The organism is Neobacillus sp. DFD-2R (assembly GCF_057747865.1).
The window spans coordinates 4,073,392-4,095,522 of sequence record NZ_CM173228.1 but is presented as its reverse complement, the minus strand read 5'-3'; the positions used below and the strand labels follow the sequence as shown (position 1 = coordinate 4,095,522).

Here is a 22,131-nt window from a genome sequence, read left to right as displayed (position 1 = left end):
TTTTTTCATTGGCTTTTTTGCCATAGGTTTTATAGTAAGATAGGGTAAGCAATTAGGTGTTAAAAAATATAGGGGTGGAAACATGAAAATCGTAATAAGTGGCGGAGGGACCGGCGGGCATATTTATCCGGCTCTTGCACTCATAAGAGAAATTCAAAAAGAGACAAAGGATGCAGAATTTCTATACATAGGAACAAAAAACGGTTTGGAAAGTACAATCGTACCGCGTGAGAACATTCCTTTTAAGGCGATCCATATAACAGGGTTTAAAAGAAAGCTTTCATTTGAGAACATTAAAACTATTTTTCGCTTTCTAAAGGGTGCAAAGGATAGTAAAAGATTATTAAAAGAATTCAAACCGGACATCGTGATTGGTACCGGCGGATATGTTTGCGGCCCTGTTGTTTATGCTGCAGCCAAACTTCAAATTCCTACGATTATACATGAACAAAACAGTGTTCCCGGCTTGACCAATAAATTTTTAAGTCGCTACGTACAAAAAATTGCTGTTTGTTTTGAAGAAGCGAAAGATTATTTTCCAGGCGATAAAGTCGTATTTACCGGAAATCCGCGCGCTTCAGAGGTTATTGGAAAGGATGGCATCCGTGGCCGTCTTTCAGCCGGATTAAGCACAACAATGCCGGCAGTATTGATCTTTGGCGGAAGCAGAGGAGCACGACCCATTAATGAAGCGGTTGTAAAATCATTGTCTGAATTAAGCGGGAAACCATACCAGGTATTATATATTACCGGTGATGTACATTTTGAAACGGTAAAAAAAGAAGTGGAATTAGTCGGGAATCCGAAAAATGTTATAATAAAGCCATTTGTTCATAACATGCCTGAAGTGCTCGCTGGTATTGATTTAGTTGTCTCCAGGGCAGGAGCTACCACCTTGGCGGAAATTACCTCACTTGGGATTCCAAGTATTCTCGTTCCAAGTCCGTACGTTACAAATAACCACCAAGAAAAAAATGCGAGATCACTTAGTGACAATGGAGCTGCGGAATTACTTATGGAAAAAGATTTAAATAATAAAAGTCTTGTCCAACACATTGACCGAATTTTGTTAAATAATGAGCATTTAAAAGTAATGAAAATGAAGGCGAAAAAACTGGGGGTCCCGGATTCGGCAGGAAGACTTTACGATTTAATGAAACAACTCGTAAAAGGAAATCAAAAGTAGCCCATTTGGACTTTTGGCATAAACTGAACTAAACGTCGTTTTTAGAAAGATAGGGTGGTATAAATGGACGGTATAATAAAAGAATTACAAGATCTAAATATTGGGAAAGTAAAAAAAAATGAACCTCTTGCCAATCACACCACAATCAAGATTGGCGGACCTGCTGATATATTTATTGAACCTTCATCAGTTGATAATTTAAAAAAGGTAATGGAGGTGGTCAGCAACCATCACTTACAGTGGCGAGCAATTGGCAGAGGGTCCAATCTTTTAGTTTCTGACCAAGGAATTGAAGGTGTGGTCATTAAGCTGGGATCCGGATTAGACCAAATGGCCATTAACGAAAATGAGCTAACGGTGGGCGGGGGTCATTCTCTTGTCAGCCTTGCCACACTGATAAGTAAAAAAGGATATACCGGACTAGAATTTGCCAGTGGAATCCCCGGTTCTGTAGGGGGGGCTGTTTATATGAATGCAGGCGCCCATGGATCAGACATCAGCAATATTTTAAAAAAAGCCCATGTTTTATTTGAAGATGGGACAATGGAATGGCTCTCAAAAGAAGAGATGGAGTTCACTTACAGAACCTCAGTTCTGCAAAAAAAACGCCCGGGAATTGTTGTAGAAGCAGTTTTTATCCTCAGTAAGGGGGATAAAGCGGCCATAGTATCACAAATGCAAAAAAACAAGGATTACCGAAAAGACACCCAGCCTTGGAATTTTCCTTGTGCCGGAAGTATTTTCCGCAACCCGCTTCCCAATTATGCAGGAAAACTAATTGAAATTGCCGGCTTGAAAGGTCACAGTATTGGTGGAGCAAAAATTTCGGAAATGCACGGTAATTTTATTGTGAATGCCGGAAGTGCCACTGCAGGAGACGTCCTTTCTTTAATACAATTTGTAAAGGACACGATTTACAATTTATATGAAATAAAAATGGAAACAGAAGTAGAAATTATTGGACGTAAATAATGAAGAAATAATCGTGCGAATGACAAATATTGTGATATAATTACACATAATATATAGGAAAAATTGTTAAAGAAAAAGAATGACGGCATGATTTTTCGTGCCGTTGTTTTCTCTTTTAGAGGTAATCTCTAGTAAACTACGGTTTTTTTACGGACAAGCATTTGTAGTACTTTTGGCGCAACTGCAAGATATGTGGAGGGAAAGGGATGGATAAAGGTAAAATCGTTGCTCTAGAGGATCGTATTCCAAAGCTCAAGGAGCAAAGACGGCGAAAAGCAAACAGAAGACTAATATTCATGCTGTTTTTGTTTTTTACATTAATTGCAGTTGTTGCATATGTACAATCGCCATTAAGCCATGTCAAGAAGATTACTGTCATGGGTAATGAAATGTATTCTACTTCTGAAATACTCAATAAAACTGGACTTTCGAATAAAACAAATATTTGGAAGGTAAAAACGCAAGACATTGCCATGAAATTAACAAGCTTATCTGAAATAAAGAAGGCAAATGTTAAAATTCACTGGCCGAACACGATCATGATCCAAGTGCAAGAACATAATAGAATCGCTTATCTTGAAAAAGGAAAAGCGTATTTTCCTGTGATGGAAAACGGTACGATTATAAAGGATCGGAAAACAAATGAAATTCCAGGTAATTTTCCCATCCTCTTTGATTTCAAAGAAGGTGAAGCACTAGATGAAATGGTGACAGGACTTAGAAAACTTCCAAATGAAATTCTAAACTCCATATCTGAAATCCATTATACTCCGAAAAAAACCGACGAATATCATATTTCCTTATTTATGAATGATGGTTTTGAAGTAAGTGCTACATTAAGAACTTTTTCAGAAAAGATGGTGAATTATCCTTCCATCATAAGTCAGTTAGATCCTAATAAAAAAGGGATTATTGACTTAGAAGTAGGTTCATTTTTCAAGGCATATGAAACGCAAGGGGAGGATAAGCAAGTTGAAAAAGATAAAGGTAACGGGTAAGCATGTTATTTTATCCCTTGTATGCCTTGTTCTCGGTTATATGATTGCTTTTTCCTATCATATGACAAAACAACAACACCAAAAAGAACAATCTAAACTCTCAGGAAAACAATATGAAAAGACGCTTGATTTAAGAAACCAGCTGATTTCTCAAGAGGAAACCAATCGAAGCCTTCAGAAGGAATTAAATCAAAAACAAGCTAAGGTCCTTGAAAATGAAAAGGACTTGTCTAAAGAGGCACAGGTTTTTTTTAACCTTGCGGAGGATGCCGAAAAATATCGAATGTTTTTAGGAAAAGTGAAGGTTAAGGGAAAAGGGGTCAAGATAACGTTAGCCGATGGAGCATATGACCCGAAGGAAGTTAATGTTAATAATTACATTGTTCATGAGTTTCATATTTTTAAAGTGGTAAATGAATTATATATTTCAGGCGCTGCTTCTGTGGCGATCAATGGTCAAAGGCTAACGAGCCATTCCTACATAAATTGCAACGGACCTGTCATTACAGTAGATGGAGTTCAGCATCCTGCACCGTTTATTATTACCGCAATAGGGGATCCTGACGTTCTTTCATCTGCATTGAATCTTGTGGGTGGAGTCAAGGATCAGCTGGTAAATGATAATATTGTATTTACACTTGAAAAAGAAGATGAAATTATTTTTAATCCGATTATCGGAAGTTGATTTACGGATCCAATCATGTCCACGTAAAGGTCATTTTAAAAGGTTAGGTGAAAAAAGTGGACAAGCAAAAAAAGAATTTAAGCTTCACACTGGTTGCAACTGTGGTCGGCTTCATGATAGCCATTCAGTTTCAAACAGTTAAAAAACCTGTTGAACGTGATACAAGAGATATTTGGCAGCTTCGTGATGCATTGCTCAAGGAGAAAGAAGTGCAGTCCAATTTACTGACTGAAATTCGATCAAATGAAGAAAAACTTTCGGCATATGAATCGAAACGAAAGCAAAGTAAAGAAGAGACACTAAGAAAGACATTAGAGGAATTGAAAATTGAAGCCGGTTCAACTAATGTTACCGGTCCGGGTATTATTCTTAAAATTGCACCGGTGGAAGAGGAAATTCAATTAGGTGTTCCAATTACAAAAGGCATTTCACCTGACCTATTAAAAAGGTTATTGAACGAATTGAATATGTATGAAGCGAAGTACGTTTCCGTGGATGGGCAAAGAATTATCAATACAACCGTAATACGGGATATTAATTCAGAAACTAAAATTGATGGTCATTCAATAAAAAGTTTACCTGTCGAAGTCAGAGTAGTGGTTGATAATATGAATACCGCAGAAAAATTATATAATCGTATGCAAGTTTCAAAATCGACAGAAGAATTTTTTATTGAAAACTTGCGATTAACAGCTCTGCCACCCAATTCAAATATAACGGTTCCTGCATATGAAAATCCGATTCGGATCCGCTATATGGAACCGTTTAAAGTAAATGAAGGAGGCAGTTCCTAATGTGGCTTCCGTTAATGGGATTAATAGTCGGTATTATTCTTGGTTTACTTACGGACATTAGAATTCCTGAGGAATATTCCAATTATTTATCGATAGCTGTTCTAGCGGCCTTCGATACATTATTTGGAGGAATCAGGGCTCACCTGCAAAATATCTATGACGATAAAGTATTCGTATCAGGTTTCTTCTTTAATATTTTACTAGCAGCAAGTTTAGCTTTTCTAGGTGTCCATCTTGGTGTAGACTTATATTTAGCGGCCGTTTTTGCATTTGGTGTCCGCTTATTTCAAAATATTGCGGTCATTAGACGAATTTTATTGACAAAATGGTCAACAAACAAAGAAAAATTAGAAAAAAATTGATTTTTTTAAAGGGAATCATATAGTTGTGACGAATAATTTTATAAGATATAACTATGTAAATCTATTTAAGAACAAATTGAATTGTTGTTCGACTTAAAGGAATGCTAAGGAGGTGCCAAAGAATGAACAGCAATGAAATATATGTTAGTCTTGACATCGGTACATCCAGTGTAAAAGTTATCATTGGTGAAATGGTCAATGACTCGTTAAATATAATTGGTGTTGGCAATGTGAAATCCGAAGGTTTACGAAAAGGATCAATCGTAGATATAGACGAAACAGTTCATTCAATTAAAAGGGCAATTGAGCAGGCAGAGAGAATGATTGGTATGGAAATTCGACAAGTAATTGTCGGAATTACAGGCAATCATGTGATGCTTCAACCGTGTCATGGTGTTGTAGCTGTATCGAGCCAAAATAGAGAAATAACAAATGAAGATGTTGCACGAGTAATTGATGCGGCACAAGTCGTTTCGATTCCACCAGAACGGGAAATTATTGGTGTTATCGCCAAACAATTTATCGTAGATGGTTTAGATGAAATTAATGATCCTCGAGGGATGATAGGTGTCCGTCTTGAAATGGAAGGAATCATCATAACAGGTTCTAAAACCATCCTACATAACACATTACGCTGTGTTGAGAAGGCTGGTCTTGATATTTTAGATATCACACTACAGCCGCTTGCAGCCGGTGCATTTGCATTATCAAAGGACGAAAAAAATCTGGGCGTCGCCCTTATCGATCTTGGCGGTGGATCTACAACATTAGCCGTATTCGAGCAAGGATATTTAAAGGCAACAAGTGTGATTCCTGTTGGGGGAGAACATATTACGAAAGATCTTTCAATTGGATTACGCACTTCTACCGAGGATGCGGAAAGAATAAAAATAAGATATGGACATGCTTTTTATGATGATGCATCTGAAGAGGAAGTGTTCAGTGTTCCGATAATAGGAAGCGACCAGCATCAACAATTTAATCAGCTTGAAATTTCTGATATTATTGAAGCGAGAATGGAAGAAATTTTTGAATTGATTGTAAATGAGATGAAACGATTAGGCCTGAGCGATCTGCCGGGGGGATACGTTCTAACAGGTGGAATTGCCAATATGCAAGGAGTTTTAGAACTTGCCCAGGTGATTTTGCAGAATAGAGTACGTATTGCCGTTCCTGACTATATTGGAGTAAGAGAACCTCAATATACAACAGCAGTTGGTTTAATAAAATATGCCTACAAGAATAGTAGACTTCCAGGTGGCACAACCGTGGCTCCGGCACCGGTTTCCGAGCCAATTGAAAAAAGAATGCCAAAACAACAACAGCAACAACAACAACAACAACAGCAACTTAAACCAAAACCAGAAAAACATCCGGAAGAAAAGATGTCATCAAAAGTAAAAAAATTCCTTGGTTACTTTTTCGAATAAGCATACGAAAAGGAAAATCGACGAATTAGGAGGATTTGTCATGTTAGAATTCGATACAAATTTAGATTCTCTTGCAACAATAAAAGTAATCGGGGTAGGCGGCGGGGGTAATAACGCTGTAAACCGGATGATTGAACATGGCGTGCAAGGGGTAGAATTTATTGCTGTGAATACAGATGCCCAAGCATTAAATCTTTCTAAAGCAGAAGTGAAAATGCAAATTGGTGCAAAATTAACTCGCGGGCTTGGTGCCGGTGCTAATCCTGAAGTTGGAAAGAAAGCCGCTGAAGAGAGTAAGGAACAAATTGAAGCAGCATTAAGTGGAGCAGATATGGTGTTTGTTACCGCAGGAATGGGCGGGGGAACAGGTACCGGTGCTGCTCCTGTTATTGCGCAGATTGCACGTGATTTAGGTGCATTGACTGTCGGTGTTGTAACTCGCCCTTTTACGTTTGAAGGTAAAAAACGTTCGAATCAAGCATCCGGTGGTATTGGTTCGATGAAGGAAGCTGTTGATACACTTATTGTTATACCTAATGACCGTCTTCTTGAAATTGTTGATAAAAGCACTCCAATGCTTGAAGCCTTTCGTGAAGCGGATAATGTACTTCGCCAAGGGGTTCAAGGTATTTCCGATTTAATTGCAACACCCGGGTTAATTAACCTGGATTTCGCAGATGTGAAAACAATCATGTCTAATAAAGGATCTGCTTTAATGGGTATCGGAGTTGCAGCCGGTGAAAACCGAGCTACTGAAGCTGCAAAAAAGGCCATTAATTCTCCGTTGTTAGAGACATCAATTGATGGTGCTCAGGGTGTGTTAATGAACATTACAGGTGGATCGAATTTGAGTCTATATGAGGTTCAAGAAGCTGCCGATATTGTTGCAACAGCTACTGATCAAGAAGTAAATATGATTTTCGGTTCAGTCATCAATGATAGCCTTAAAGACGAAATCATTGTAACTGTTATTGCAACAGGATTTAGTGAAGAAGTGGTACAACCAAAAGTTACCCGTCCTTCATTTGGACAAACAAAACCGCAAATTAATAATATAAAGAGAGAGCCAAAGCGTGAAGAGATTCCGCAAGAGCCTGTCCGAAATACGAACGTCTCCCAGGAAGAGGCGTTAGATATTCCTACCTTCTTAAGAAACCGAAATAGAAGAAGATAAGCAGCACTTCCTAATTTTAATGAATATATCATCATAGAAAAGGCATAGTTCCAATTGGGACTATGCCTTTTCTAATTTAATAACATAAAAAAAGTGACAAAATCTGTAGGGAATAGTTAAAATTTCTGATTTTTTGATTACAGAAAGTGACACACTTCAGCCCTATATCTACGTTATACTTTTTCCTAAACAGAATAGTAGAATTTAATTCAATAAAGGCATCTTTAACGAAATCTGAAGCATTAAAGGGGGAAGCTGTTTGGTTGTTTATTTAGATGTTATTTGGGCTCTTAATCTGTTTTTTGATAGCCTTCTCCTTTACTTGACTGCTATTTTATTAAAAAGAAGTATCCGTTTATGGAGATTATTAGCTGGAGGTTTTATTGGTTCATTGATCATTTTATTATCGTTTACACCCATAACTGTTTATTCGAGCCATCCTTTATCAAAGCTCTTCTGCTCGATACTAATGGTACTTATGACATTTGGGTATAAACGCTGGCGATATTTTATTAAAGGGTTAATGACGCTTTATGTTTCGACTTTTTTAATTGGTGGAGCTTTGATTGGGGCGCATTATTTTATTCAATTTGATTCCGGATTAACGACGAAAGTTCTTATGTCCAGTGTAAGAGGATTCGGGGATCCAATCAGTTGGGTTTTCGTTTTAATCGGGTTTCCGATTGCGTGGCATTTCTCGAAAAAAAATGTGGAAAGTATGGAAATGACCAAAATCCAATTTGAGCAAATTGTTCAAGTCACGCTAAAAATAAATGAGGAAACATTCGTTTTAAAAGGATTAGTTGACAGTGGGAATCAGCTTTATGATCCTTTGTCAAAGCTTCCTGTTATGTTTGTATCAATCAAAAATAGGATTGATGAAACATGCGATCCAATAAAAAAAATGGCGATGGATCCGGAACCGCTCTTAATGGGAAATGAAGAATTTCCTTCAGAGTGGCAAAATCGGTTGAGAATAGTACCTTGTAAGGTCGTAGGACAAGAACATCAACTTATTGTTGCCGTTAAACCTGATTCCATTTTGATTGAAAAAAACTCTGAAAAATATTTATGTGAAAAGGGCCTTGTTTCCTTTACTCTGCAGCAGCTATCTGCCGACGATGCTTTTCAATGCATTGTACATCCGAAAATGCTCACAGGACCAAAACAGCAGGTTGAAAAGGTGAAAGTAAGTTAATATTACTATACTCAGAAAAACATATTTTAGAAGGAGGAACTTGAGTGAAAAAATGGAGACTTCGCTTATCCTATTATTGGTATAAACTTTTAATAAAATTAGGCTTAAAAACTGATGAAGTATTTTATATTGGCGGAAGCGAAGCATTGCCGCCTCCTTTAAGTAAAGATGAAGAGGAATTATTATTAAAAAAACTACCTGACGGTGATAAGGCAGCAAGATCAATCTTAATAGAAAGAAATCTTCGTCTTGTTGTTTATATTGCAAGAAAATTTGAAAACACAGGAATCAATATTGAAGATTTAATTAGTATTGGGACAATTGGTTTAATAAAGGCAGTAAATACCTTTAACCCGGAGAAAAAAATTAAACTTGCTACATATGCGTCAAGATGTATCGAAAATGAAATTCTAATGTATTTGCGAAGAAACAATAAAATACGATCAGAAGTATCATTTGATGAACCATTGAACATTGATTGGGATGGGAATGAATTATTATTATCTGATGTATTGGGAACCGATGATGACATCATAACAAAAGACCTTGAAGCAAATGTGGACCGAAAATTATTGACGAAGGCATTGCATCAGCTGACAGACCGTGAAAAGCAAATTATGGAGCTTCGATTTGGTTTGACAAATGGCGAAGAAAAAACACAAAAAGATGTGGCTGACATGCTTGGCATTTCACAATCCTATATATCAAGATTAGAGAAAAGGATAATTAAAAGATTAAGAAAAGAATTTAATAAAATGGTTTAATAAGAAAAGCGTAAGCGCCCGTTTAGCGAATTACACTAGTCGTTGGGCGCTCCTCGGAAAAGCTAACGCTTTTCCTTCGTGCGAGGTATCGCTTCCGAAGCTTATTCTTGTGGAGCCGGACAGTTATCGAAGTTCAAAAAAATACTTTTTAAAAATGGGAAAAAAGAATTTTTTTTCATAAAAAACCTTATAAATTCGAGAAGTAATGGCATTTTTCGACATTTATCATCCCCCCGACATAAATGCTTAAGTGCATATTTTTCCTGCTCAAGGAGATACTGTTTTTTGTACAGCAACTCCTATGAGGAGGGAAAAATGATTGACTCGAAATAAAGTTGAAATTTGCGGTGTTGACACATCAAAACTTCCAGTATTAAAAAACGAAGAAATGAGATTACTCTTCAAGCAAATGCAAGAGGGCGATATAACTGCACGGGAAAAGCTCGTCAACGGAAACTTACGTCTCGTTTTAAGTGTCATTCAACGGTTTAACAACCGAGGCGAGTTTGTTGACGATCTGTTTCAGGTTGGCTGTATCGGACTTATGAAATCGATTGATAACTTTGATTTAAGTCAAAACGTTAAGTTTTCCACTTATGCCGTACCAATGATTATTGGAGAGATCCGCCGGTATCTGCGTGATAATAATCCAATTCGTGTTTCAAGATCATTAAGGGATATCGCCTATAAGGCACTTCAGGTGAGAGAACGGTTAATGAGTGAAACCTCACGTGAACCAACGGCTGAAGAGATTGCCAGAGTTTTGGAGGTTCCGCATGAGGAAATCGTATTTGCCCTAGATGCCATCCAGGATCCAGTATCCCTTTTTGAGCCAATTTATAATGATGGCGGCGACCCAATTTATGTTATGGATCAACTAAGCGATGAAAAAAATAAAGATATTCACTGGATAGAGGAGATTGCCTTAAAAGAAGGGATGCGGAGATTAAACGATCGTGAAAAATTAATTTTACGTAAGCGATTCTTCCAAGGAAAAACTCAAATGGAAGTAGCTGATGAGATTGGAATTTCCCAAGCACAAGTATCACGTTTGGAAAAAGCTGCAATAAGGCAAATGAATAAGAATATTCAAAGTTAGGCTGTCCGTTTGGGCAGCTTTATTTTTTGCTTTTAAAGATAAAATCTTCATGGGAATCATATATTTTTTATAATTGAGAAGGTGGGAGTGATAGATGATGGTTAAAATTTCCGATTTTCAAATAAAAGATGTTGTAAATGTAGCCGATGGTAAAAGACTTGGGAATATTGGCGACATTGAAATTAACTTAACAACAGGAAAAATAGAAGCGGTTGTGATTACAGGAAGCGGAAGAGTTCTTGGTTTTTTTGGTAGAGATGAAGATGTTGTGATTCCTTGGAAAAATATCCTTAAGATTGGCCAGGATGTTATCTTGGTAAGATATAAGGGAAGCGAGGAAAAATTATCGGAAGAAGCGGAAAGCTAATCCTGCTTCTTCCGCGATGACCATTTAGCAGATTCATGGTAAACTATAGAAAATCATTTACCGTGAAAAGAGGGTAAAAGAATGGAACCATTCGTTTTACAGAATCAATTATATTTTACGATTGAGAGCTGGATGAACCAATACCCCGGGTTGTTTGCAGGGATTACCACGAAAAACGGCGGCTGCAGTAAAGGGAGCTTTGAAAATCTTAATCTTGGCTTTCATGTAGGAGATGCGCTTGATGATGTTTGTATGAACAGGTCTAAGCTTGCTGAACTTCTTCAATTTCCGTTAAACCGGTGGGTAGGTGCTGAACAAACACATGATATCTTAATAAAAAAAGTAACAAAAGCGGATTGTGGAAGAGGTTCAGATTCCTATGATGATTCCTTTAAAGGTACAGATGGTTTTTATACAAGTGAAAATGATATATTGTTAACGCTTTGCTTTGCCGATTGTGTTCCCCTTTTTTTTATTGCACCTGACAAACATATGATAGGAACAGCACATGCAGGGTGGAAAGGGACTGTCCATAAAATTGCAAGCCGTATGATTGAAGCTTGGGAAGGTGAAGGAATTAATCCTGAGCAAATTTTTGTTACAATTGGTCCGTCTATTTGCGGGAAATGTTATATTGTGGATGACTATGTCATTAACTTCGTACAAAATACACTAGAAGATATTGATAAAAAACCATATAATTTAATAAGCGATGGTCAATATACGTTAGACCTGCGTGAATTGAACAAACACATACTATTAAAAGCTGGGATCCCTGATCAAAACATTCTTATGACAGATTTTTGCTCATGCTGTGATGACAAAGAATTTTTTTCTCACCGTCGTGATCAAGGCGTGACAGGAAGAATGTTAAGTTTTATAGGCTGGAAGGAGCGCGCCAATCGTTTATGAGGGTAGCAGACAAACTTGAAGACATTAAAAAACAAATAAATGAAGCATGTCTTAGGGCAAATCGAAATCCTAATGAAGTGAAATTAATTGCCGTGACAAAATATGTGAGTATCGATAGAGCAAGTGAGGCTCTTGAAGCAGGCATTGATAATCTGGGTGAAAATCGCGATGAGGGCCTTCTGGAGAAGTGGAAGGTTTTAGGGGACAAGCCTAATTGGCATTTTATCGGAACACTTCAAACCAGGAAAGTAAAAAATATTATCGATAAAGTGGAATATATACATTCATTGGACCGTTTATCACTTGCAGAAGAAATTAATAAACGAAGCCCGGGTAAAAAAATAAAATGCCTCGTCCAGGTAAATGTCTCACAGGAAGAATCAAAGCATGGCTTAACGACAGAAGAAGCAATCACTTTTATTAAACAGCTGGGTTCATTTAAGAATATAAGTGTGGAAGGGCTAATGACGATGGCTCCTTTCACAAATGATGAAGAGATTTTACGAAGCTGCTTTCGACAATTATGGAAACTTCGTGATCAAGTACAAGCCCTTAACTTGGACTTTGCCCCTTGTTCAGAACTTTCCATGGGAATGTCCAACGATTTTTCTGTTGCCATTGAAGAAGGTGCAACAATGGTAAGAATAGGTACAGCACTTGTAGGTGAAGATGGTTAAGGAGGGTAAAAAATGACAATTAAATCAAAACTTAAGACATTTTTCTTTTTAGATGATGAACCTAATGATAACAATGATAACTTTCAGGAAGAGGATGCAGAACCGGTAAGGCCTCTTAGACAACAACCTGTTAAAGCTTATCAACAACCTGTTAAAACTTTCCAGCAACCGGTTAAAACTCAACAGCAACCGGTTAAAACACAAAATGTTGTCAGTTTGCAGAGTGTGCAAAAATCTTCAAAAGTAATCTTAGTAGAGCCGCGTTCCTATTCCGAGTCCACAGATATAGCCGACCACTTAAAAAATCGCCGGGCTGTTGTGGTTAATCTTCAACGAATAGACAAAGAACAAGGAAGGCAAATTGTTGACTTTTTAAGTGGAGCGGTCTATACAATAGGCGGAGACATTCAAAAAATCGGTTCCAGTATTTTTTTATGTACACCGGATAACGTTGAGATTTCCGGAAATATTTCTGAGTTGATTCAGGAACACGATTATCAAGATTCGAGGTGGTAGCTTAAATGGGGATGATTTTAGATTTAGTCCAGCAGTTAATTAGTATTTATTCATGGGCGTTAATTATATACATTTTGATGTCATGGTTTCCAAATGCCAGAGATACGGCTATTGGACGATTTTTGGCAAGAATATGTGAACCGTATTTAGAACCATTCAGAAAAATAATTCCACCATTTGGAATGATGGATGTTTCACCTATTGTTGCATTTCTGGTATTAAACTTTGCGAGAAGCGGAGTACACAGTTTATCTGTTTGGCTTACGTAAGAATTTGGAATTAGGTTGTGTTTTCATAAATGAGCATTTATCAGCATTTCCGACCGGAAGAACGGGAATTTATTGATCAGGTCTTACAATGGATGAGTTATGTCGAAACAAATTATGCCTCAAAATTAACTGATTTTCTTGATCCAAGGGAACAGCATATTCTTAAAATGTTAGTCGGTGATCATGGTGATGTAAAATATCAGTTATTTGGGGGGGATCCGGAAGTTGAAAGAAATAGAGCGTTATTATTACCTGATTATCTAACAGCTGTTCAAGATGATTTTCAAATAAGTCTTTTTGAGATCGACTATCCATCCAAGTTTGTTAGCATTGAACACCCTCAGGTTTTAGGTTCTTTAATGTCCTTAGGATTAAAGAGGGGGAAATTTGGTGACATCCTTTTTAAGGATGGTAGAATTCAATTTTTTGTTGCAAATGAGGTAAAGGAATATATCCAAAACAATTTACAAACTATTGGTAGGGCAGGCATAAAATTAAAAGAGATTGAATTAGAAAATGCAATTTCCTCTCAAGAATTATGGGGAGAAAATGATCTTACAGTCTCATCATTAAGACTGGATACAGTTATTTCAGGGATTCATCATATATCTCGGCAAAAATCACAACTGTTTATCCAACAGGGCCTTGTAAAAGTAAATTGGACATTGATTGAGAACTCATCATTTGAATGCGCTGAAGGTGATTTAATCTCAGTGCGTGGACATGGGAGAGCTAAAATTATGTCAATTGATGGAAGAACTAAAAAAGAAAAATGGCGAATAAAAGTAGGTAAGCAAAAATAATTAAATTTAATGAAGGATTTTTAAAAACCTTGTCGAATATTTGTTTTATACATAGAGAAGCTGACATTGATATGGAGGTGGCATGATGCCGTTAACGCCGTTAGATATACACAATAAAGAATTTAATAAAGGCTTTCGTGGCTACGACGAAGATGAAGTTAATGAATTCCTTGACCAAGTCATCAAGGATTATGAATTAGTGCTTCGTGAGAAAAAAGAAATGGAAGAGCGCTTGTCAGAAATGAAAGACCGTTTAGGCCATTTTGTTAATATTGAAGAAACACTTAACAAATCGATTATCATTGCCCAAGAAGCCGGTGAAGAGGTTAAACGAAATGCACAAAAAGAAGCGAAATTAATTATAAAAGAAGCGGAAAAAAATGCCGACCGCATTGTCAATGAATCCCTTTCTAAAGCAAGAAAGATTGCTCTTGAAATTGAGGATTTAAAAAAGCAATCGAAAGTATTCCGCACTCGTTTTAAAATGCTAATTGAAGCCCAGCTTGATATGCTTAACACCGATGATTGGGACCATTTATTAGAGTATGAAATTGATGCAACAGAGTTAAAAGTACATCAAGAAGAGGATTCCTTAGCTTGACGAAATAGTATTGTTTCGCATATAATTTTTTAACAAAGTAAAATAGAATGGAAAATGACGTTGACAGGGATAGTACAATTTTTCTAAAGCTTTCAGACAGCGAGTCGGGGATGGTGAAAGCCCGATAAAGTTGAAAAATTAGAAGATCACCCTCGAGTTCCAGGTCGAACCCCTTAAAGGCAGTAGGCTGTGGCGTTGATTCACGTTACGAATGCTTAAGAGGATGGTACGAATTTCTTTAATATCCGTACGATCTATCAGGGTGGTACCGCGGGAAAAAACCTTCTCGTCCCTATTTGGGATGAGAGGGTTTTTTTTATGGAAAAAAGGTCATTCTGTTCTAAAGAACGAAAAAATGGAGGAAAAACTAATGGAGTATAAAGATACGTTATTAATGCCGAAAACCGAATTTCCGATGCGAGGCAATCTTCCACAAAGAGAACCTGATATTCAGGCGCAGTGGGAAGAGATGGAAATTTATCGAAAAGTTCAGGAGCGGACGAAAGGCCGGCCAATGTTTGTTTTACATGATGGTCCCCCTTATGCCAACGGAGATATCCATATGGGTCACGCCCTCAATAAAATTTTGAAAGACTTTATTGTCCGTTATAAGTCAATGAGCGGCTTTCATGCTCCCTATGTTCCCGGTTGGGATACACATGGACTGCCGATTGAGCAGGCATTAACCAATAAGGGCGTTAAACGTAAAGAAATGACGGTCGCAGAATTCCGCCAGCTTTGTACCAAATATGCCCTTGAGCAAATTGAAAATCAACGTACTCAATTTAAACGTTTAGGAGTTCGCGGTGATTGGGAGAACCCATACATTACACTTAAACCTGAATATGAAGCACAGCAAATTAAAGTGTTTGGGGAAATGGCGAAAAAAGGTTATATTTACAAAGGCCTTAAGCCTGTCTATTGGTCCCCGTCAAGCGAATCCGCTCTCGCTGAAGCTGAGATTGAATATCAGGATAAAAAGTCACCATCGATTTATGTGGGCTTTAAGGTTAAAGATGGTAAGGGGGTTCTTGATACCGATACCCAAATTGTAATCTGGACAACGACGCCTTGGACCATTCCTGCAAACCTTGGAATTTCTGTCCATCCTGACCTAACTTATGTAGTGGTTATGGCTAACGGGAACAAGTACTTAGTTGCTGAAGCACTTTTAGAAGCAGTCACGAAAGAAATAGGTTGGGAAGAAACTACGGTTGTTAAAAAGGTTAAAGGGCAGGAATTAGAATATATCATTGCCGCGCATCCTTTATATGATCGTGATTCTTTAGTGATGTTAGGTGAACACGTCACAACCGATGCCGGAACAGGATGCGTTCATACTGCACCTGGTCATGGGGAAGATGACTTCTATGTCGGACAAAAATACGGCCTTGATGTACTTTGCCCTGTAGATGATAAAGGTGTTATGACAAGCGAAGCACCTGGTTTTGAAGGATTATTTTATGATGCGGCGAACAAACCAATTGCCGAGAGCTTGAAAGAAGCGGGAGCACTTTTAAAACTTTCGTTTTTTACTCACTCTTATCCACACGATTGGCGGACGAAGAAGCCTGTTATCTTCCGTGCGACTGCACAATGGTTTGCATCAATTAAAGACTTCCGGGATGATTTGCTTGAAGCGGTTAAGGAAACGAAGTGGGTACCGGCTTGGGGAGAAACTCGTCTGTTTAACATGGTTCGCGACCGGGGTGATTGGTGTATTTCCCGTCAACGGGTATGGGGTGTACCAATTCCTGTTTTCTATGCGGAAAATGGCCAGGAAATTATTACTGATGAAACCATTGAACATGTTTCTTCATTATTCCGGGAGTTTGGTTCGAATGTTTGGTTCGAACGTGAAACAAACGACCTGCTTCCAGAAGGGTTTACGCATCCGGGAAGTCCAAATGGAACCTTTACAAAAGAAACAGATATCATGGATGTTTGGTTTGATTCAGGTTCATCCCATCAAGCTGTTCTCCTTGAAAGAGAAGATCTCGTGCGTCCTGCAGATCTATATCTTGAAGGGTCTGACCAATATCGCGGCTGGTTCAATTCTTCTTTATCAACAGCTGTAGCGGTAACTGGCAAAGCCCCTTATAAAGGAGTATTAAGCCACGGCTTTGCACTTGATGGTGAAGGAAGAAAGATGAGTAAATCAATTGGAAACGTAGTTGTGCCGGCGAAGGTTATGAATCAGCTTGGGGCAGATATTTTACGCCTTTGGGTTGCATCAGTTGATTATCAGGCAGATGTTCGTGTATCCGATGCGATTCTTAAACAAGTTGCCGAAGTTTATCGGAAAATCCGAAACACCTTCCGTTTCTTATTAGGAAATTTAGCAGATTTTAATCCTGCTGTAGATATGATTGCTTACGAAAATCTTCGTGAAGTTGATCAATTTATGTTAGTTAAACTAAATAAGCTTGTCAAATATGTTCGTAATGCTTATGAAAACTATGAATTTGCAGGCATTTATCACGCAGTTAATAATTTCTGTACGCTCGATCTTAGTGCTTTTTACTTGGACTTTGCAAAGGATGTTCTTTACATCGAGGCAAAAGACAATTATGAGCGCCGTGCGATTCAGACTGTTTTATATGAGTCCTTACTTGCGTTAACAAAACTTGTCTCGCCAATTCTTTCTCATACTGCTGATGAAGTATGGAAGTTTATTCCAGATGTTAAAGAAGATAGTGTTCAATTAACAGATCTACCGGAATATAAAGAACTTGCAAAAGCAGAAGTATTAGAGGAAAAATGGACCGCATTCATGAAGCTTCGAGATGATGTTCTAAAAGCTCTTGAAGAAGCAAGAAATGAAAAGGTCATTGGTAAATCCTTAACTGCAAAAGTTACCTTATATGTAAATGAAAAAACAAAAGCGCTTCTTGACTCGATTCAAGAAAATGTGAAGCAGCTGTTTATCATTTCAGGTTTTGAAGTGGCAGGCTTATATGAGGATGCTCCGGAAATTGCACTTAAATTAGATACAGCCGCCATTCTTGTCTCTAAAGCAGAAGGGGAAACATGTGAGCGCTGCTGGGTTGTTACACCTGACGTGGGTCAAGACCCAACGCATAAAACGCTATGTCTGCGCTGTGCTGATGTTGTAAAAGAAAACTACTCACACAATTTATAAATAATTAAGAGGTTGACTCTGTCAAAAGAGTCAGCCTTTTTTAAATTTTTCCACCTCCGTTAATTGTTGTTGATGATGTCAAATTGTTTCCCGCTTCGAGTTTTTAAAGTAGGAAATAATAAAGAAAATGACAAACGGAGGTAACAACACTATGAATGCCATGCAGGAAAAGCTGTTTTTCGAACTCCGTCAATCACAGGTTGAAATTGAAAATTCATTGAAGGGTAAACAGAAAAATGACTGGATTACCCCTATATTAGAAGAGGAACTTGCAGACATTTGTTTGGCCATAAATAAAATTAAAAAAGGAAATTATGGTCAGTGTGAAATTTCCGGGGAGTTTTTACCGGAAGCATTATTAAAAATAATACCGACCCTGAAGTCGATAAAAGATTCGGAAAAATTGGAATTATTCCGCCGTAAACAAATCTGATCATCCTTTTTAAAACGTCACATTGTCGTTTCAATAAATTGTATGCTAAAATGCTAAGGAAGTCTTGTTTATTGTGGAGGTATTTCTTAGTGTTTTACTTAATTGCCCTTTTTGTTATTTTGTTGGATCAGTTTACGAAATGGCTCATCGTGAGCAAAATGCAGTTTGGTGATAGTATCACCATAATAAATAATATTTTGTATATTACCTCTCACCGAAACCGAGGAGCTGCTTGGGGGATTTTACAAGGACAAATGTGGCTTTTTTATGTAATCACATTAATTGTCATTGTTGCAATCATTTATTACCTTCAAAAAGCAGCCAAAGGAAAATGGCTTTTAGGAGTTTCCCTTTCATTAATGCTTGGAGGGGCCATCGGTAATTTTTTAGATCGTGTTATTCGTAAAGAAGTAGTTGACTTTATTCATACGTATATTTTTGGTTATAATTTTCCAGTATTTAATATTGCAGACTCGGCTTTAGTTATTGGAGTAATCTTACTTATGATTCAAATGCTTCGTGATGAGAGAGAACCAAAGGAGAAGTCTTATGGAGAAAATGGAACACACCATTCTTGAAGATCAAAAGGGAGACCGCATCGATAAGGTGATTTCATCTTTAGATAAGGAATGGTCAAGGACACAAGTTCAGCAATGGATAAAGGAAGGAAATGTCCTTGTAAATGGTCAGAACGTGAAAACGAATTATAAGTGCAGCTTAAGTGATCAAATTGAAATCACGATTCATGACCCGGAGGAACTGGATGTAATTCCTGAAGAGCTGGATTTGGCTATATTTTACGAAGACAAAGATGTTTTAGTTGTTAATAAACCAAGAGGTATGGTAGTTCATCCTGCTCCCGGTCATATGACCGGCACTCTTGTAAATGGATTAATGGCACATTGTAAAGACTTATCAGGTATTAATGGAGTTTTAAGACCCGGGATTGTTCATCGTATTGATAAAGACACCTCCGGGCTCTTGATGGTTGCAAAAAACGATTTAGCACATGAAAGCCTTGTTAACCAATTGGTTCATAAAACAGTAACGCGAAAGTACAAAGCTATTGTCCATGGCGTGATACCCCATGATTTTGGAACAATTGATGCTCCGCTTGGAAGGGATTCAAAGGAACGGCAAAGTATGGCAGTAGTAGATAATGGAAAACATGCTGTAACACATTTTCATGTCATTGAACGATTTAAAGATTTTACGTTTGTGGAATGTCAATTAGAGACGGGACGGACCCATCAAATCCGTGTTCATATGAAATATATTGGGTATCCGCTTGCGGGGGATCCGAAATATGGACCGAAAAAAACACTTGATATTAATGGACAGGCATTACATGCCGGTGTTCTTGGCTTTAACCATCCGAGAACCAATGAGTATTTAGAATTTGAAGCGCCGCTTCCTGATGATTTTGAACAATTGCTTGAACAACTAAGAAATAACCGTTGACAGCTATGGAGAAGTAAAGTAAGATAACAATAGTTGAATAAGCCTTTAAATCAGTCCCGTGAGGCTGAGAAGGAAACGGTTAAGATGATAGGCTAACTATGTCTACATCATCTGAAATATAACTTGTCTACCTCTCTTCCGAATCGGTGAGAGGTTTTTTTATTGTAAATGAGGTGTAATGATGAACCAAAAAGCATTAGTTCTAGACGAACAAGCCATTCAAAGAGCTTTGACAAGGATTGCACATCAAATTATTGAGAAAAATAAAGGGATTGAGGAATGTGTCCTTGTAGGGATTCGAACAAGAGGAATATTCATTGCTAAACGACTCGCCGAAAAAATAAAAGAGATTGAAGGAAATCCGATTCCGGTTGGAGAACTTGACATAACTCTTTATCGAGATGATTTAACAAAAAAAACTGATAATCAAGAACCGCTAGTAAAAGGTTCTGATATTCCGGCAGATATTACCGATAAAAAAGTTATCCTCGTGGATGATGTGTTATATACAGGAAGAACTGTTCGGGCCGGTTTGGATGCAATTATGGATCTTGGCCGCCCGGCATCGATACAGCTTGCAGTGTTAGTTGACCGTGGCCATCGGGAGCTGCCAATTCGAGCGGACTATGTAGGGAAAAACATACCAACATCAAGCATTGAAAAAATCGTTGTTGAATTAGCCGAAGTAGATAAAGTTGATCAGGTAAGTATTTTTGACAAATAAATAGCAGCCCTTTTAAATGCAGTCCCGAGAGGCTGACAAAGGGGATTTCCGGTAATCTTGTATATTTTCGGAATTTCTACCCTCTTTGTACCAGCTTGGACGAAGGGGGTTTTTTTTGAAATTAATATCCATCATAAGAATAATACACATGGTTTAAATGCAGGAGGAGAAAAGATGAATAACAAACCAATCTTAGATGTAAAAGATATTCCAAGGCCCGGACAATGGTTAACCTTAAGCTTACAGCATTTATTTGCAATGTTTGGAGCGACCATCCTTGTACCATATCTAGTTGGAATGAGCCCGGCAATTGCCCTTATCTCAAGTGGACTTGGCACATTGGCATTTTTGCTTATAACCAAAATGCAAGTTCCGGCATATCTCGGTTCTTCATTTGCCTACATTGCTCCGGTCATAGCTGCTAAGGCTGCCGGCGGACCTGGGGCAGCTATGGTTGGGACCTTCATCGCAGGTTTGGTTTACGGAATTGTCGCCCTTGTGATTAAAAAGGCCGGACATCGTTGGATTATGAATTTACTGCCACCTGTAGTTGTAGGTCCGGTCATTATCGTAATTGGGTTAGCACTTTCCGGAACTGCTGTTGGCATGGCAATGAATAATCCGGCTGGAAAATATAGCTTGCTTCATTTTTCAGTAGCGCTTGTAACACTGGCTGCAACCATCATCTTTTCCATTTATTTAAGAGGAATGTTAAGCATTATCCCGATTTTGGCGGGAATTGTTGTAGGGTATATATACGCACTAATTGTTGGGATTGTTGATTTTACTCCAGTATTAAAAGCACATTGGTTTGAAATGCCGGCATTTATGATTCCTTTCGTAAGCTATAAAGTGAAATTATCATGGGATATTATACTTTTAATGGCACCGGTTGCTGTTGTAACAATATCAGAGCATATTGGGCACCAGCTTGTTCTTAGTAAAGTAGTAGGACGTGACTATATTAAAGAACCCGGATTACAACGGTCGATTCTTGGGGACGGTACAGCAACAATTATTTCAGCATTGCTTGGAGGTCCGCCAAAAACAACTTATGGTGAAAATATCGGTGTACTTGCTATTACACGGGTTTATAGTGTCTATGTAATTGCCGGTGCAGCCGTATTCGCTATCATATTTGGGTTTATTGGTAAAGTGACAGCATTAATCCAAACGATTCCAACCCCTGTTATGGGGGGCGTATCAATCCTTCTCTTTGGAATCATTGCTTCTTCAGGACTAAGAATGCTTGTTGATAGTAAAATTGATTTTGGAGATAAAAGAAACCTTGTTATATCATCAGTAATACTTGTTATTGGGATTGGCGGTGCGTATATTAAAGTTTCTCAGCAATTTCAAATCCAAGGTATGGCATTGGCTGCCATTTTTGGAGTATTGCTAAACCTTATACTCCCTGGAAGACAATCAGCTGATGAAAATATGTTTGAAGTGACAGACTCTCCTGTAAAACGAAAAACTGCATAATAAATGAATGTAACCTTTTAAATGAGGTCCGGAGAGGCTTATAAGGGTGTAATACGTAGAATTAGGATAAATTTTCGGG

The 22,131-nt window shown here is 37.9% G+C and carries 24 protein-coding genes and 1 other annotated feature; all 24 genes read left to right on the top strand.

The genetic code is table 11. The annotated features are described in order from the left end of the window. Nucleotides 1–82: 82 nt before the first annotated feature. Nucleotides 83–1,186 (top strand): undecaprenyldiphospho-muramoylpentapeptide beta-N-acetylglucosaminyltransferase, encoded by a 1,104-nt coding sequence (murG, locus tag AC3ANV_RS20380; protein WP_488310488.1) that lies wholly within the window; start codon nucleotides 83–85, stop codon nucleotides 1,184–1,186. Between the two features lie 63 nt (nucleotides 1,187–1,249). Then, entirely contained in the window at nucleotides 1,250–2,158 is a 909-nt protein-coding gene (gene murB, locus AC3ANV_RS20375) for a UDP-N-acetylmuramate dehydrogenase (RefSeq protein WP_488310487.1), read from the top strand. Nucleotides 2,159–2,364: 206 nt separating this feature from the next. Next, nucleotides 2,365–3,156 carry a cell division protein FtsQ/DivIB gene (locus AC3ANV_RS20370; protein ID WP_488310486.1) on the top strand — a complete coding sequence of 264 codons (792 nt, stop codon included), beginning with the start codon at nucleotides 2,365–2,367 and terminating at the stop codon, nucleotides 3,154–3,156. Then, nucleotides 3,104–3,841 carry a DUF881 domain-containing protein gene (locus tag AC3ANV_RS20365; protein WP_488310485.1) on the top strand — a complete coding sequence of 246 codons (738 nt, stop codon included), beginning with the start codon at nucleotides 3,104–3,106 and terminating at the stop codon, nucleotides 3,839–3,841. The genes AC3ANV_RS20370 and AC3ANV_RS20365 overlap by 53 nt, the downstream gene beginning before the upstream one ends. A 56-nt stretch (nucleotides 3,842–3,897) precedes the next feature. Further along, nucleotides 3,898–4,635, top strand: a complete 738-nt coding sequence (locus AC3ANV_RS20360; RefSeq protein WP_488310484.1) for a DUF881 domain-containing protein — start codon at nucleotides 3,898–3,900, stop codon at nucleotides 4,633–4,635. Next, on the top strand, nucleotides 4,635–4,997 hold the full coding sequence (locus AC3ANV_RS20355) for a small basic family protein (protein WP_488310483.1): 363 nt from the start codon (nucleotides 4,635–4,637) through the stop codon (nucleotides 4,995–4,997). Before AC3ANV_RS20360 ends, AC3ANV_RS20355 begins: the two co-directional genes overlap by 1 nt. A gap of 122 nt (nucleotides 4,998–5,119) precedes the next feature. Next, entirely contained in the window at nucleotides 5,120–6,427 is a 1,308-nt protein-coding gene (gene ftsA, locus AC3ANV_RS20350; protein WP_488310482.1) for a cell division protein FtsA, read from the top strand. A gap of 40 nt (nucleotides 6,428–6,467) precedes the next feature. After that, the gene (ftsZ, locus tag AC3ANV_RS20345; RefSeq protein ID WP_488310481.1) at nucleotides 6,468–7,601 is read left to right on the top strand and encodes a cell division protein FtsZ; all 1,134 of its coding nucleotides are present in this window, start codon (nucleotides 6,468–6,470) and stop codon (nucleotides 7,599–7,601) included. Nucleotides 7,602–7,860: 259 nt separating this feature from the next. After that, nucleotides 7,861–8,799, top strand: a complete 939-nt coding sequence (gene spoIIGA / locus AC3ANV_RS20340; RefSeq protein ID WP_488310480.1) for a sigma-E processing peptidase SpoIIGA — start codon at nucleotides 7,861–7,863, stop codon at nucleotides 8,797–8,799. A 44-nt stretch (nucleotides 8,800–8,843) separates the two neighbouring features. Further along, nucleotides 8,844–9,563, top strand: a complete 720-nt coding sequence (gene sigE / locus AC3ANV_RS20335; protein WP_488310479.1) for an RNA polymerase sporulation sigma factor SigE — start codon at nucleotides 8,844–8,846, stop codon at nucleotides 9,561–9,563. 319 nt (nucleotides 9,564–9,882) lie between these two features. Next, nucleotides 9,883–10,662, top strand: coding sequence for an RNA polymerase sporulation sigma factor SigG (gene sigG, locus AC3ANV_RS20330; protein ID WP_488310478.1), 780 nt, complete (start codon nucleotides 9,883–9,885; stop codon nucleotides 10,660–10,662). A gap of 97 nt (nucleotides 10,663–10,759) precedes the next feature. Beyond that, entirely contained in the window at nucleotides 10,760–11,029 is a 270-nt protein-coding gene (locus tag AC3ANV_RS20325) for a YlmC/YmxH family sporulation protein (protein ID WP_488314288.1), read from the top strand. Nucleotides 11,030–11,110: 81 nt separating this feature from the next. Continuing rightward, nucleotides 11,111–11,941, top strand: a complete 831-nt coding sequence (gene pgeF / locus AC3ANV_RS20320) for a peptidoglycan editing factor PgeF (RefSeq protein ID WP_488310477.1) — start codon at nucleotides 11,111–11,113, stop codon at nucleotides 11,939–11,941. Continuing rightward, nucleotides 11,938–12,618: a YggS family pyridoxal phosphate-dependent enzyme gene (locus AC3ANV_RS20315; RefSeq protein ID WP_488310476.1), complete on the top strand. Its 681-nt coding sequence runs from the start codon at nucleotides 11,938–11,940 to the stop codon at nucleotides 12,616–12,618. Before pgeF ends, AC3ANV_RS20315 begins: the two co-directional genes overlap by 4 nt. Before the next feature lie 12 nt (nucleotides 12,619–12,630). After that, nucleotides 12,631–13,134, top strand: coding sequence for a cell division protein SepF (locus AC3ANV_RS20310; protein ID WP_488310475.1), 504 nt, complete (start codon nucleotides 12,631–12,633; stop codon nucleotides 13,132–13,134). Nucleotides 13,135–13,139: 5 nt separating this feature from the next. Next, nucleotides 13,140–13,403 (top strand): YggT family protein, encoded by a 264-nt coding sequence (locus AC3ANV_RS20305; RefSeq protein WP_488310474.1) that lies wholly within the window; start codon nucleotides 13,140–13,142, stop codon nucleotides 13,401–13,403. A gap of 29 nt (nucleotides 13,404–13,432) precedes the next feature. Continuing rightward, nucleotides 13,433–14,206, top strand: coding sequence for a YlmH family RNA-binding protein (locus AC3ANV_RS20300; RefSeq protein WP_488310473.1), 774 nt, complete (start codon nucleotides 13,433–13,435; stop codon nucleotides 14,204–14,206). Nucleotides 14,207–14,291: 85 nt separating this feature from the next. Then, nucleotides 14,292–14,807, top strand: coding sequence for a DivIVA domain-containing protein (locus tag AC3ANV_RS20295; protein ID WP_488314287.1), 516 nt, complete (start codon nucleotides 14,292–14,294; stop codon nucleotides 14,805–14,807). 51 nt (nucleotides 14,808–14,858) lie between these two features. After that, nucleotides 14,859–15,104, top strand: a binding site (T-box leader). A gap of 73 nt (nucleotides 15,105–15,177) precedes the next feature. After that, nucleotides 15,178–17,949 carry an isoleucine--tRNA ligase gene (gene ileS, locus AC3ANV_RS20290; RefSeq protein ID WP_488310472.1) on the top strand — a complete coding sequence of 924 codons (2,772 nt, stop codon included), beginning with the start codon at nucleotides 15,178–15,180 and terminating at the stop codon, nucleotides 17,947–17,949. A 151-nt stretch (nucleotides 17,950–18,100) separates the two neighbouring features. Continuing rightward, entirely contained in the window at nucleotides 18,101–18,382 is a 282-nt protein-coding gene (locus AC3ANV_RS20285; RefSeq protein WP_488310471.1) for a hypothetical protein, read from the top strand. 50 nt (nucleotides 18,383–18,432) lie between these two features. After that, complete coding sequence (gene lspA / locus AC3ANV_RS20280) at nucleotides 18,433–18,960, top strand: signal peptidase II (RefSeq protein WP_488310470.1); 528 nt, start codon at nucleotides 18,433–18,435, stop codon at nucleotides 18,958–18,960. Next, a complete protein-coding gene (locus tag AC3ANV_RS20275) occupies nucleotides 18,932–19,843 on the top strand; it encodes an RluA family pseudouridine synthase (protein ID WP_488310469.1) in 912 nt (303 codons plus the stop codon). Before lspA ends, AC3ANV_RS20275 begins: the two co-directional genes overlap by 29 nt. A 181-nt stretch (nucleotides 19,844–20,024) precedes the next feature. Next, on the top strand, nucleotides 20,025–20,567 hold the full coding sequence (pyrR, locus tag AC3ANV_RS20270) for a bifunctional pyr operon transcriptional regulator/uracil phosphoribosyltransferase PyrR (RefSeq protein WP_488314286.1): 543 nt from the start codon (nucleotides 20,025–20,027) through the stop codon (nucleotides 20,565–20,567). Between the two features lie 174 nt (nucleotides 20,568–20,741). Further along, entirely contained in the window at nucleotides 20,742–22,052 is a 1,311-nt protein-coding gene (locus AC3ANV_RS20265) for a solute carrier family 23 protein (protein ID WP_488310468.1), read from the top strand. The last annotated feature ends 79 nt before the right edge of the window (nucleotides 22,053–22,131 follow it).

Excerpts from the sequence above, each read along its gene's own strand:
- murG (WP_488310488.1), top strand. The coding sequence starts at position 83 with ATGAAAATCGTAATAAGTGGCGGAGGGACCGGCGGGCATATTTATCCG.
- murB (WP_488310487.1), top strand. The coding sequence starts at position 1,250 with ATGGACGGTATAATAAAAGAATTACAAGATCTAAATATTGGGAAAGTA.
- AC3ANV_RS20370 (WP_488310486.1), top strand. The coding sequence starts at position 2,365 with ATGGATAAAGGTAAAATCGTTGCTCTAGAGGATCGTATTCCAAAGCTC.
- AC3ANV_RS20365 (WP_488310485.1), top strand. The coding sequence starts at position 3,104 with ATGAAACGCAAGGGGAGGATAAGCAAGTTGAAAAAGATAAAGGTAACG.
- AC3ANV_RS20355 (WP_488310483.1), top strand. The coding sequence starts at position 4,635 with ATGTGGCTTCCGTTAATGGGATTAATAGTCGGTATTATTCTTGGTTTA.
- ftsA (WP_488310482.1), top strand. The coding sequence starts at position 5,120 with ATGAACAGCAATGAAATATATGTTAGTCTTGACATCGGTACATCCAGT.
- ftsZ (WP_488310481.1), top strand. The coding sequence starts at position 6,468 with ATGTTAGAATTCGATACAAATTTAGATTCTCTTGCAACAATAAAAGTA.
- AC3ANV_RS20325 (WP_488314288.1), top strand. The coding sequence starts at position 10,760 with ATGGTTAAAATTTCCGATTTTCAAATAAAAGATGTTGTAAATGTAGCC.
- pgeF (WP_488310477.1), top strand. The coding sequence starts at position 11,111 with ATGGAACCATTCGTTTTACAGAATCAATTATATTTTACGATTGAGAGC.
- AC3ANV_RS20315 (WP_488310476.1), top strand. The coding sequence starts at position 11,938 with ATGAGGGTAGCAGACAAACTTGAAGACATTAAAAAACAAATAAATGAA.
- AC3ANV_RS20310 (WP_488310475.1), top strand. The coding sequence starts at position 12,631 with ATGACAATTAAATCAAAACTTAAGACATTTTTCTTTTTAGATGATGAA.
- AC3ANV_RS20305 (WP_488310474.1), top strand. The coding sequence starts at position 13,140 with ATGGGGATGATTTTAGATTTAGTCCAGCAGTTAATTAGTATTTATTCA.
- AC3ANV_RS20300 (WP_488310473.1), top strand. The coding sequence starts at position 13,433 with ATGAGCATTTATCAGCATTTCCGACCGGAAGAACGGGAATTTATTGAT.
- AC3ANV_RS20295 (WP_488314287.1), top strand. The coding sequence starts at position 14,292 with ATGCCGTTAACGCCGTTAGATATACACAATAAAGAATTTAATAAAGGC.
- ileS (WP_488310472.1), top strand. The coding sequence starts at position 15,178 with ATGGAGTATAAAGATACGTTATTAATGCCGAAAACCGAATTTCCGATG.
- AC3ANV_RS20285 (WP_488310471.1), top strand. The coding sequence starts at position 18,101 with ATGAATGCCATGCAGGAAAAGCTGTTTTTCGAACTCCGTCAATCACAG.
- lspA (WP_488310470.1), top strand. The coding sequence starts at position 18,433 with ATGCTAAGGAAGTCTTGTTTATTGTGGAGGTATTTCTTAGTGTTTTAC.
- AC3ANV_RS20275 (WP_488310469.1), top strand. The coding sequence starts at position 18,932 with ATGGAGAAAATGGAACACACCATTCTTGAAGATCAAAAGGGAGACCGC.
- pyrR (WP_488314286.1), top strand. The coding sequence starts at position 20,025 with ATGAACCAAAAAGCATTAGTTCTAGACGAACAAGCCATTCAAAGAGCT.
- AC3ANV_RS20265 (WP_488310468.1), top strand. The coding sequence starts at position 20,742 with ATGAATAACAAACCAATCTTAGATGTAAAAGATATTCCAAGGCCCGGA.